Genomic DNA, 10,422 nt, shown 5'->3' with positions numbered 1-10,422 from the left:
GGGGGGCATTGTCGCAGTCGTGAATATCGACGGCGTCAAGCCGGGCGATCTTGTCCTCGACGGGTCGACGCTCGCCGACATCTTTCTCGGCAAGATCAAGACGTGGGACGATCCGGCGATCGCCAAGCTCAACGGCAGCCTGAAGCTGCCTTCCGCCGCCATTGCGGTTGTTCATCGAGCTGACGGCTCCGGCACGAGTTTCAACTTCACCAACTACCTCTCCAAGGCGAGCGAAGAGTGGGGCTCCAAGATCAAGTTCGCCGCCACCGTCGAGTGGCCGGTCGGGGTCGGCGCCAAGGGCAACGAAGGGGTTGCCGGGAACGTCGCCCAGACCAAGAACTCGATCGGCTATGTCGAATATGCCTACGCCAAGCAGAACAAGCTGACCTACACCAAGATGGTCAACAAGGCGGGCAAGACCGTCGAGCCGACCATTGATGCGTTCAAGGCCGCGGCCTCCAACGCCGATTGGGCCAGCGTTTCCGGCTCCGGCTATTACCTGATCCTCACCGACCAGCCCGGCGAGAAGTCCTGGCCGATCGCCGCCTCGACCTTCATCCTGATGCAGAAGCAGCCGGCCGACAAGGCAGCGTCCGCCGAGGCGGTCAAGTTCTTCAAATGGGCGTTCGAGCACGGCGGCAAGGCGGCCGAGGAGCTCGACTACATCCCGATGCCGGACAGCGTGGTCAAGCTGATCGAGAAGACCTGGTCGGCTGACATCAAGAGCTGAGCCGGGGTTCGGACCTGCGGCCCTCCTCCCTGCAAGGGGAGGGCCTGCCGGTCCGGATTTGCGACTGAAATGCTCGATGAGCAAGAGGCCAGGGCCCTATTCAACGCGGCCCGACCAGTTTGGCAAGACAGGGGACCAGCGTGGCAGATATGGCCGTTCAAAGCGATGCCAGCGATGTGATCAGTGCCGCCGGACCTTACGATCGCGCCAAGGCCCTGAGCGCATTCAAGCTCGGCGACGTCGTCTTTTACTGGATCACCCGCCTGAGCGCGATTTCCGTGCTCCTGATCCTCGGCGGCATCATCGTGTCGCTGATCGCCGGCGCCTGGCCGGCCATGAAGGAATATGGCTTTGCGTTCCTTTGGACCCAGCGCTGGGCGCCATCGGCCGATCCGCCGGTGCTCGGTGCGCTGGGTCCGATCTACGGCACGCTCGTGACCTCGTTCATCGCGATGCTGATCGCCATCCCCGTCGGCATCGGAATCGGGATTTTTCTGACCGAACTATGCCCGCAATGGCTGCGGCGGCCGATCGGGATTGCGATCGAACTGCTCGCGGGCATCCCCTCGATCATCTACGGCATGTGGGGCTTCTTCGTGCTCGGCCCGTTCCTGGCCTATACCTTCCAGCCTTTCATGATCCATCTGTTCGACGGCGTGCCGGTGCTGGGCGCGATCTTCGCCGGTCCCCCCTCCTACCTGTCGATGTTCAATGCCTCGCTGATCCTGGCGATCATGGTGCTGCCATTCATCACGGCCATCTCGGTCGACGTGTTCAAGACGGTGCCGCCGGTGCTGAAAGAGGCTGCCTACGGCATCGGCTGCACGACCTGGGAGGTCGTGCGCAGCGTCGTGATCCCCTATACCAGGGTCGGTATCATCGGGGGCATCATGCTGGGCCTCGGCCGCGCGCTCGGCGAGACCATGGCGGTCACCTTCATCATCGGCAATTCCTTCCGTATTTCATCCTCGATCTTCGCCCCGGGTACGACGATCTCGGCGGCGATCGCGTCCGAATTTGCCGAGAGCGACGGCCTGCACCAGTCGGGCCTGATCCTGCTGGGCCTCTTGCTGTTCGTGCTGACCTTCTTCGTGCTCACCGCGGCCCGTCTGATGCTGCTGCGTCTCGAACGCAAGGCGGGGAAGTGACATGACCGCGCTGAACCGAACCTACTACGCTCGCCGCCGCCGCAAGGACATCGTCGTCCGCGCCCTCTGTGTCGCCGCCGCGATGTTCGGCGTGACCTGGCTTGCGCTGATCCTCTTCACCCTGCTGTTTAACGGCCTCAAGGGCCTCAATCTCGAGATCTTTACCCAGAACACGCCGCCGCCCGGCTCGGAAGAGGGCGGCCTGCTCAACGCCATCACCGGCTCTGCCATCATGACGGTGATCGGCGTCGGTATCGGCGCGCCGCTCGGCCTGTTCGCGGGCACCTATCTCGCCGAATATGGTCGGCACGACCGCCTCACCTCGTTGATCCGCTTCATCAACGACATCCTGCTCTCCGCGCCCTCGATCATCATCGGCCTGTTCATCTATGGCATCGTCGTGGTGCCGATGGGCGGCTTCTCGGCCATCGCCGGAGCGCTGGCGCTCGCGGTGATCGTGATTCCCGTCGTGCTGCGCACCACCGAAGACATGCTGCTTTTGGTGCCCAATCCGCTGCGTGAGGCGGCGAGCGCGCTCGGCGTGCCGCGCTCCCTGGTGATCCGCCGCATTGCTTACCGCGCGGCGCGCTCGGGGCTGATCACCGGCGTGCTGCTGGCGACCGCGCGCGTCGCCGGCGAGACCGCGCCGCTGTTGTTCACCGCGCTGTCGAACCAGTTCTTCAGCCTCAACCTGACCAAGACGATGGCCAACCTGCCGGTGACCATCAACAATTTCGTGCAGAGCCCGTACGCCTATTGGAAGCAGCTCGCCTGGAGCGGCGCGCTGCTGATCACCTTGACCGTCCTGGCTCTGAATATTGGCGCACGCATTCTGGGTGCCGAGAGGACCGCAAAATGAACGATCTGTCCGTTTCCGTGAGCGCTTCCGCCCACTCCACACCGCTGCCTGAGGCGCCGGCCAAGGTCACCGCGCGTAACCTGAACTTCTATTACGGCGAACACCACGCGCTGAAGAACATCAACATTTCGCTGGGCACCAACCGCGTCACCGCCTTCATCGGGCCATCGGGCTGCGGCAAGTCGACCCTGCTGCGCATCTTCAACCGGATGTACGACCTCTATCCCGGCCAGCGTGCGACCGGGCAATTGATGCTGGACCAGACCAACATCCTCGATCCCAGGCTCGATCTCAATCTGCTGCGGGCGCGCGTCGGCATGGTGTTCCAGAAGCCGACGCCGTTCCCGATGACGATCTACGAGAACATCGCCTTCGGCATCCGCCTCTACGAAAAAATCCCGAAATCCGAAATGGACGGTCGGGTCGAGAAGGCGCTGCGCGGCGGCGCGCTGTGGAACGAGGTCAAGGACAAGCTCAACGCCTCTGGCCTCAGTCTGTCCGGCGGCCAGCAGCAGCGGCTCTGCATCGCGCGCACGGTCGCGGTGCGGCCCGAGGTGATCCTGTTCGACGAGCCCTGCTCGGCGCTCGACCCGATCTCCACCGCCAAGGTCGAAGAGCTGATCCACGAGCTCAGCGAGGACTACACGATCGCGATCGTCACCCATAACATGCAGCAGGCGGCGCGCGTCTCGGACAAGACCGCGTTCATGTATCTGGGCGAACTGATCGAGTTCGACGACACGAGCAAGATATTCACCTCGCCGGGCGATCGGCGTACCCAGGATTACATCACCGGCCGCTTCGGCTGAGATGGCGCTGGCTTAACTTGGGAGTTTGCAATGCGGTTGGTTCAGGCGCTCTCTTGATGGACCTGGCGGCAAAGCGCTTCGGAGAGCGTCGCAATCACCACATTGCTTTAGGAGAGCATGATGGGTTCTGAACACACCACCAAGGCGTTCGACAGCGACCTGCAGGAGCTGACGCGGCTGGTCGCCGAAATGGGCGGGCTCGCCGAACGCATGATCACGGATTCGGTCGACGCGCTGGTGCGCCGCGATGTGGCGCTCGGCCAGCGCGTGGTCACCGCCGACCTCGAGATCGACAATCTGCAGCGCACGATCGAGGAACGCGCGGTGCTCACCATCGCGCGTCGCCAGCCGATGGCGATTGACCTGCGCGAGATCGTCGGCGCGATGCGGGTGGCGACCGATCTCGAGCGGATCGGCGATCTCGCCAAGAACATGGGTAAGCGCGTCGCCGCGCTGGAGAGCGATTTCCACCCCTTAAAACTGATCCGCGGGCTCGAGCACATGACCGATCTCGTGCAGTCCCAGGTCAAGTCGGTGCTCGACGCCTATGCCGCCCACGATCTGCCGGCGGCGATGGGCGTGTGGAAGGGCGACGAGGAGGTCGACGCGATCTGCACCTCGCTGTTCCGTGAGCTTCTCACCTACATGATGGAGGATCCGCGCAACATCTCGTTCTGCATTCACCTGATGTTCTGCGCCAAGAACATCGAGCGGATCGGCGATCACGCGACCAACATCGCCGAGACGGTTTTCTACATGATCGAAGGACAGCAGATGGTCGACAAGCGCCCGAAGGGCGACATGACGGCCTTTGCCACGACGGTTCCTGGAAACTAGGGCGTTGGTCCCGAAAGCCCGTACCACGCCCCTGACAGCGGGGCAGGGCGCGCCTTTTCGGATCAGCCAGGCCCGCTTGAATGGAGAGACCTGACGCCATGGGCGCCCGCATTATGGTGGTGGAAGACGAAGACGCGCTGACCACGCTGCTCCGCTACAACCTCGAGACCGAAGGCTACGAAGTCGAGACCGTCACCCGCGGCGATGATGCCGACACGCGGCTGAAGGAGCGCGTCCCCGATCTCATCGTGCTCGACTGGATGCTGCCGGGGCTGTCCGGCATCGAACTGTGCCGGCGGCTGCGGACGCGGCCGGAGACCCAGGAGCTGCCGATCATCATGCTGACCGCGCGCGGCGAGGAGAGCGAGCGGGTGCGGGGCCTCAAGACCGGTGCCGACGACTACATCGTCAAGCCGTTCTCGGTCCCGGAGCTCTTGGCGCGGGTGAAGGGCTTGCTCCGCCGCGCGAGCCCGGAGCGGCTCGCCACCGTGCTGGCCTATGGCGACATCGAGCTCGACCGCGAGAAGCGGCGTGTGGCGCGCTCGGGCCGGCCGATCGATCTCGGCCCAACCGAGTACCGCCTGCTCGAATTCTTCCTGGAGCATCCGGGGCGGGTGTTTTCGCGCGAGCAACTGCTCGACAGCGTCTGGGGCCGCGACATCTATATCGACGAGCGTACCGTCGACGTGCATATCGGCCGTTTGCGAAAACTGCTCAATCCGGGCCGCGAGCAGGATCCGATCCGCACCGTGCGCGGCGCCGGCTACGCGCTCGACGACCGCTTTGCCAAGGCGGAATAGCGCTCGGTCCTGAGATACGGGAAAAAGAGCCCACCGGCTTCGTAACCCTCTCCCGCAACGGGAGAGGGTTTAGTCGTGTTCGTGGCCGCGCCGTCCGATCAAACGACCGGTTGATTACCGCGCCGTCGTCTTCGGCGACTGCCGCCTGCGATCGGCGGCCGGCTGGTAGGCGACGCGCGAGTGGTGCGCGCAATAGGGCAGGCCCGCCAGCGCCTTGCCGCCGCAGAAGAAGAAGTCCGGGCTCGACGGATCGCCGACCGGCCAGTGGCAGGTGGCTTCGTTCAACTCCAGCAGCGACAGCCGCTGGCTCATCGGGACCACGTTGTCGAAGGCGATCGGATCGGGCTCGAGCTCGACCTCGAAGGCTTGCGCCAGCGCCGTATTGCCGCGCGACACCGGCCGCGCGACGCGCACGATATGCTGGGCCGGACGCGCCTTGCGCGGGCGCGGCACGGCCGATGCGGGGCTCTTGGCCCGGCCCGACAGGCCGAGCCGGTGGACTTTGCCGATCACAGCATTTCGCGTCACGTTGCCGAGTTCCGCGGCGATTTGGCTGGCGGACAAGCCCGCCTCCCAGAGCTTCCTCAGCTGTTCGACGCGATCATCGGACCAGGTTAATACCGTCATCGTATCTTTCCCTTCGCGCCGCGCCGTCGACTTTATGGCGGCGCCGCGATGTCAAAAATCCCTGCGGTCAGAATCCCTTAGCCCTCGCCGAGCGCGACTAGCGCCCGGACGTTTACGCCGAACCATAGAACTAGAAGGATCTGTTTACTGTCGCACGAGATGTCGTACCCAACAGGGTAAACGCTACAATATGCCGTGACTCCGGCGCAAGAGTCCGGGTCCTCATTCCACATGTTCCGGTTACCCGGGAGATCACGGATATCGTCGCGTGCGCACGCGCATGCAACGCCCAATGCGGCACCTGCGTGGCGGCATGTTGACACCTTTCTTGCCTGCCCTACAATATCTGCCACGTGCCGCAGAAAAGCTGCGGCACGTTTTGTTTTTCGGACGCGAGCCGTCGATGCGATCCCCGCGCCAATGCGCGCATTGCGGCCGCCGCAGCATCCAGTGATCATCATGACCGAGAGCGCCACGCACCTGCTTCCCGTCTTTGCCAGGGCCGATCTCGCTTTCGCGCGCGGCGAAGGCTGTTGGCTGATCGCAACCGACGGCGAGCGTTATCTCGACTTCACCTCGGGCGTCGCGGTCAATGCCCTTGGGCACGCCCATCCCACGCTCGTGGCGGCGCTGCAGGAGCAGGCGACAAAGCTCTGGCACATGTCGAACCTGTTCAAGAGTCCCGACGGCGAGCGGCTCGCGGCGCGGCTGTGTGAGCAGAGCGGCTTTGCCGATTTCGTCTTCTTCGCCAATTCCGGCGCGGAAGCGATGGAATGCGCGATCAAGGTGACGCGCAAGCATCACGCCGCCAAGGGCAGCCCCGAGCGCTATCGCATCATCACCTTCGAGGGCGCGTTTCATGGCCGCACGCTGGCGACGCTCGCCGCAACCGGATCGCAAAAATATCTCGAAGGCTTCGGGCCGCCGGTGGAAGGCTTTGACCAGGTGCCGCTCGGCGATCTCGATGCGGTGAAGAAGATAATCGGTCCGCACACCGCCGGCATCCTGATTGAGCCGATCCAGGGCGAGGGTGGTGTGCGCGCACCGTCCCATACCTTCGTCAAGTCGCTGCGTGAGCTCTGCGACCAGCACAGCCTGTTGCTCGTGTTCGACGAAGTGCAGACCGGCATGGGCCGCACCGGCGAACTATTCGCGCATCGCCGCTTCGGCGTCTCGCCCGACGTGATGTCGCTGGCAAAGGCGCTCGGCGGCGGCTTTCCGATCGGCGCCTGCCTTGCCACGGCCAATGCCGCCGCAGGCATGACACCGGGCTCGCACGGCTCGACGTTCGGCGGCAATCCGCTGGCGGTTGCGGCCGCCAATGCCGTGCTCGACGTGATGCTGAAGCCCGGCTTCTTCGAGCATGTGCAGCAGATGTCGCTGCTGCTGAAGCAGAAGCTCGCCTCGGTGGTCGATCGCCATGGCGACATTCTCGCGGATGTGCGCGGCGAGGGTCTTCTGATCGGGGTGAAGGCCGTGGTGCCATCGGGCGACCTGGTGGCGGCGCTGCGCGAGGAAAAACTCCTGACCGTCGGCGCCGGCGACAATGTGGTGCGCTTCCTGCCGCCCTTGATCGTCAGCGCGGCGGAAATCGAGGAGAGCGTCGCGCGGCTCGAGCGCGCCTGTGTCGCGCTATCGGCCAATCAGTCGAAGCGGGCGGCAGCACAATGAGCACTTCGCCGCGGCATTTTCTCGATATCAACGCGCTGCCGCTTCCCGAGCTGCGCGCGATGCTCGCCGCCGGCGCCGCCATGAAGGCGAAGCTGAAGGCGCATGAGGCCGACAAGAAGCCGCTTGCCGGCAAGACGCTCGCGATGATTTTTGACAAGCCTTCGACGCGCACGCGCGTCTCCTTCGATGTCGGGATGCGCCAGCTCGGCGGCGAGTCGATCATGCTGACCGGTGCCGAAATGCAGCTCGGCCGCGGCGAGACCATCGCCGACACCGCGCGCGTGCTGTCGCGTTATGTCGATGCCATCATGATCCGCATCTTGAACCACGAGGCGCTGCTCGAGCTTGCGGCGCATGCCACCGTGCCTGTCATCAACGGATTGACGCGGCGCTCGCATCCCTGCCAGGTGATGGCGGACCTGATGACCTTCGAGGAGCATCGCGGCTCGATCGAGGGCAAGACCGTGGCCTGGACCGGTGACGACAACAACGTGTTGGCGTCATGGGCGCATGCGGCGGACCGCTTCAAATTCCGTCTCAATGTCGCAACCCCGCCGGAGCTGACGCCGAAAAAGCCGATGCGGGACTGGATCAAGCAGACACAGGCGCCGATCATGATCGGCAGCGATCCGGAGGAGGCGGTGCGTGGCGCCGACTGTGTCGTCACCGACACCTGGGTGTCGATGGGCGACAAGGACGGCGAGCATCGCCACAATCTGCTAAAACCCTATCAGGTCAATGCCAAGCTGATGTCGCTGGCGAGGCCCGATGCGCTGTTCATGCATTGCCTGCCGGCGCATCGCGGCGAGGAGGTCACCGACGAGGTGATCGACGGCCCGCAGTCGGTGGTGTTCGACGAGGCCGAAAATCGCCTGCACGCGCAGAAGGGCATCTTGGCCTGGTGTTTTGACGCGGTGGGATAGATTGTAGCGCTGTCGCCCGGACAAGCGAGCGGGCGGCGCGTTGCACCGCCATCGCGAGCGTAGATCCGGGACCCATACCGTGTGATCTCTCGATCGGGCACAAGGGCAGACGCCGTCTGCCACAGCGCAAGCCTGTGGTTATGGGTCCTGGCTTTCGCGAGGACGACGGTCGACCCTTTCGGACAGTGCGTGCAGACCCCACATAGAGCGCCATGACATCGCAATTCCCCGACAGCAAAATCACCTTCAAGAGTCCGGTTCGCGCGCCATCGGCGGTTCCGGTCGACGATGCGATCATCCCGTTCGAGGTGAATGCGCTCGATCTGCGCGGCCGCCTGGTTCGGCTCGGGCCTGCGCTCGACGACATCCTGACCAGGCACGACTATCCCGCTGTGGTCGGCAAGCTGCTGGGCGAAGCGATCGTGCTCGCAACGCTGCTCGGCTCGTCGCTGAAATTCGAGGGCCGCTTCATCCTGCAGACGCAGACCGATGGACCGGTCTCGTTCATGGTGGTCGATTTTCAGGCGCCCGATCGGCTGCGTGCCTATGCGCGATACGATGCGGCACGGCTGAAGGAGGCGCGGGATTCCGGCAGCCTGCTCGGCAAGGGCCATCTTGCCATGACCATCGATCAGGGGCCCGACATGAGCCGCTACCAGGGCCTGGTGGCGCTGCATGGCGGCAGCCTCGAAGATGCCGCGCACGAATATTTTCTGCGCTCCGAGCAGATCCCGACCAAGGTGCGCCTTGCGGTCGGCGAGGAATTGCAGGGCGGCGGCAAGCATCGCTGGCGCGCCGGCGGCGTGCTGGCGCAGTTCCTGCCAAAGGCGCCGGAGCGTGCGCGGCAGGCCGACCTGCATCCCGGCGACGCGCCGGAGGGCACCGTCGTCCACACGGTCGCGGAGGATGACGCCTGGGTCGAAGGCCAGTCGCTGGTCGGCACCATCGAGGATGTCGAGCTGATCGATCCCGATCTCTCCGGCGAGCGGCTGCTCTATCGCCTGTTCCACGAGCGCGGCGTCCGCGTGTTCAAGCCGGTCTCGCTGCAGGCGCGCTGCTCCTGCTCGCGCGAAGCGGTGTCCTCGATGCTGAAGAGTTTCGAACCGAAGGACCGTGCCGAGATGGTGAAGGACGGCAAGGTCGTCGTGACCTGCGAGTTCTGCTCATCGGTCTACGAGTTCACGCCGCAAGAGGCGGGCGTCGAAGACGCATGAAGAAGTAGGGTGGGCAAAGCGAAGCGTGCCCACCATTTCTTGCGCAGCGCGTGACGGTGGGCACGCTGCGCTTTGCCCACCCTACGGCACCGCGCTCGCGGCTAGTTCAACACCCGCTTCGCCGCGGGGCTGTCCAGCGAGAACGTCGGCACGTCGATCTCGAAGTGCTCGCCGGCCTCGCTCACCATCTGGTAGCGGCCGGTCATGAAGCCGGAGGCGGTCGTCAGCGGAACGCCGCTCGTATATTTGAAGTGCTCGCCGGGGCCGAGCACGGGCTGCTCGCCGACCACGCCTTCGCCGCGGACTTCCTGCCGCTTGCCGGAGGCGTCGGTGATGATCCAGTGCCGAGTCTTGAGCTGCACCGTCTCGTCGCCCGTGTTGGTGATGACGATGGTGTAGGCCCAGAAATAGCGCGAATGTTCCACGGAGGAGCGCTCCGGCATGAAAGCCGGCTCGACGGTGACTTCGATCTGACGGGTGATGGCGCGGTACATTCACCCATCATAACCAAAAGGCCGCGCGGAACCAACCACCGGGCGAACCGTTTCGGCATCGCGGTTTCAACACAGTTCGGGTTTAAGCGCGCGCAACCCCAAGCTCACGCGTTTCGTTACTTTGCATGCCGGGAACGCTCCCGGTAAAATCCTCTTCATGCGCCGGCGCTTTTGTCGCCGGCCGACACGGTGCCCGATGACGTCCATTGCCGACCAGGTTGCGGGTCATCCCGGAGCAGCTGAAGCTCCGCGCGAGGCGGCGACGGCCGCCCGTGCGCCTGCGATCTCGCTGCCCGCGATCGGCGAACGC

At 64.5% G+C, this 10,422-nt stretch carries 11 protein-coding genes; 9 read left to right on the top strand and 2 right to left on the bottom strand.

The window, feature by feature from the left end; genetic code table 11:
• The 6 genes from pstS to phoB form a co-directional block, all read left to right on the top strand.
• A partial coding sequence (gene pstS, locus JOZ76_RS07765; RefSeq protein WP_291698042.1) for a phosphate ABC transporter substrate-binding protein PstS occupies positions 1 to 730 on the top strand: 730 nt, incomplete at its 5' end.
• Positions 731 to 879: 149 nt separating this feature from the next.
• Positions 880 to 1,878, top strand: coding sequence for a phosphate ABC transporter permease subunit PstC (gene pstC / locus JOZ76_RS07760; protein WP_291698043.1), 999 nt, complete (start codon positions 880 to 882; stop codon positions 1,876 to 1,878).
• 1 nt (position 1,879) lies between these two features.
• Positions 1,880 to 2,737 carry a phosphate ABC transporter permease PstA gene (gene pstA, locus JOZ76_RS07755; RefSeq protein ID WP_291698041.1) on the top strand — a complete coding sequence of 286 codons (858 nt, stop codon included), beginning with the start codon at positions 1,880 to 1,882 and terminating at the stop codon, positions 2,735 to 2,737.
• Entirely contained in the window at positions 2,734 to 3,546 is an 813-nt protein-coding gene (pstB, locus tag JOZ76_RS07750) for a phosphate ABC transporter ATP-binding protein PstB (RefSeq protein WP_291698040.1), read from the top strand. The genes pstA and pstB overlap by 4 nt, the downstream gene beginning before the upstream one ends.
• A gap of 120 nt (positions 3,547 to 3,666) precedes the next feature.
• Positions 3,667 to 4,383, top strand: a complete 717-nt coding sequence (gene phoU / locus JOZ76_RS07745; protein ID WP_291698039.1) for a phosphate signaling complex protein PhoU — start codon at positions 3,667 to 3,669, stop codon at positions 4,381 to 4,383.
• Positions 4,384 to 4,481: 98 nt separating this feature from the next.
• Entirely contained in the window at positions 4,482 to 5,183 is a 702-nt protein-coding gene (gene phoB, locus JOZ76_RS07740) for a phosphate regulon transcriptional regulator PhoB (RefSeq protein WP_291698038.1), read from the top strand.
• A 114-nt stretch (positions 5,184 to 5,297) separates the two neighbouring features.
• On the opposite strand, the gene JOZ76_RS07735 is transcribed toward phoB, so the two are convergent.
• On the bottom strand, positions 5,298 to 5,810 hold the full coding sequence (locus JOZ76_RS07735; RefSeq protein WP_291698037.1) for a GcrA family cell cycle regulator: 513 nt from the start codon (positions 5,808 to 5,810) through the stop codon (positions 5,298 to 5,300).
• 420 nt (positions 5,811 to 6,230) lie between these two features.
• Between JOZ76_RS07735 and JOZ76_RS07730 the strand changes: the two genes are divergently transcribed.
• The 3 genes from JOZ76_RS07730 (at position 6,231) to JOZ76_RS07720 (ending at position 9,618) form a co-directional block, all read left to right on the top strand.
• Positions 6,231 to 7,481 (top strand): aspartate aminotransferase family protein, encoded by a 1,251-nt coding sequence (locus JOZ76_RS07730; RefSeq protein ID WP_441299993.1) that lies wholly within the window; start codon positions 6,231 to 6,233, stop codon positions 7,479 to 7,481.
• Positions 7,478 to 8,404, top strand: coding sequence for an ornithine carbamoyltransferase (gene argF, locus JOZ76_RS07725; protein ID WP_291698035.1), 927 nt, complete (start codon positions 7,478 to 7,480; stop codon positions 8,402 to 8,404). Before JOZ76_RS07730 ends, argF begins: the two co-directional genes overlap by 4 nt.
• A gap of 212 nt (positions 8,405 to 8,616) precedes the next feature.
• Positions 8,617 to 9,618, top strand: coding sequence for an Hsp33 family molecular chaperone (locus JOZ76_RS07720; protein ID WP_291698034.1), 1,002 nt, complete (start codon positions 8,617 to 8,619; stop codon positions 9,616 to 9,618).
• Between the two features lie 101 nt (positions 9,619 to 9,719).
• Here JOZ76_RS07720 and apaG read toward each other — a convergent pair whose 3' ends face one another.
• Entirely contained in the window at positions 9,720 to 10,112 is a 393-nt protein-coding gene (gene apaG / locus JOZ76_RS07715; RefSeq protein WP_291698033.1) for a Co2+/Mg2+ efflux protein ApaG, read from the bottom strand.
• Between the last annotated feature and the right edge of the window lie 310 nt (positions 10,113 to 10,422).

Source organism: Bradyrhizobium sp. (genome assembly GCF_019244115.1).
Classification (GTDB): Bacteria; Pseudomonadota; Alphaproteobacteria; order Rhizobiales; family Xanthobacteraceae; genus Bradyrhizobium.
Note: the sequence above shows the minus strand (reverse complement) of the source record. Positions and strands in the feature narration are given on the sequence as shown.

What these genes read in the sequence shown, in the direction of transcription:
- pstC (WP_291698043.1), top strand. Translation starts at nt 880, where the DNA reads ATGGCCGTTCAAAGCGATGCCAGCGATGTGATCAGTGCCGCCGGACCT.
- pstA (WP_291698041.1), top strand. Translation starts at nt 1,880, where the DNA reads ATGACCGCGCTGAACCGAACCTACTACGCTCGCCGCCGCCGCAAGGAC.
- pstB (WP_291698040.1), top strand. Translation starts at nt 2,734, where the DNA reads ATGAACGATCTGTCCGTTTCCGTGAGCGCTTCCGCCCACTCCACACCG.
- phoU (WP_291698039.1), top strand. Translation starts at nt 3,667, where the DNA reads ATGGGTTCTGAACACACCACCAAGGCGTTCGACAGCGACCTGCAGGAG.
- phoB (WP_291698038.1), top strand. Translation starts at nt 4,482, where the DNA reads ATGGGCGCCCGCATTATGGTGGTGGAAGACGAAGACGCGCTGACCACG.
- JOZ76_RS07735 (WP_291698037.1), bottom strand. Translation starts at nt 5,810, where the DNA reads ATGACGGTATTAACCTGGTCCGATGATCGCGTCGAACAGCTGAGGAAG.
- JOZ76_RS07730 (WP_441299993.1), top strand. Translation starts at nt 6,231, where the DNA reads ATGCGCGCATTGCGGCCGCCGCAGCATCCAGTGATCATCATGACCGAG.
- argF (WP_291698035.1), top strand. Translation starts at nt 7,478, where the DNA reads ATGAGCACTTCGCCGCGGCATTTTCTCGATATCAACGCGCTGCCGCTT.
- JOZ76_RS07720 (WP_291698034.1), top strand. Translation starts at nt 8,617, where the DNA reads ATGACATCGCAATTCCCCGACAGCAAAATCACCTTCAAGAGTCCGGTT.
- apaG (WP_291698033.1), bottom strand. Translation starts at nt 10,112, where the DNA reads ATGTACCGCGCCATCACCCGTCAGATCGAAGTCACCGTCGAGCCGGCT.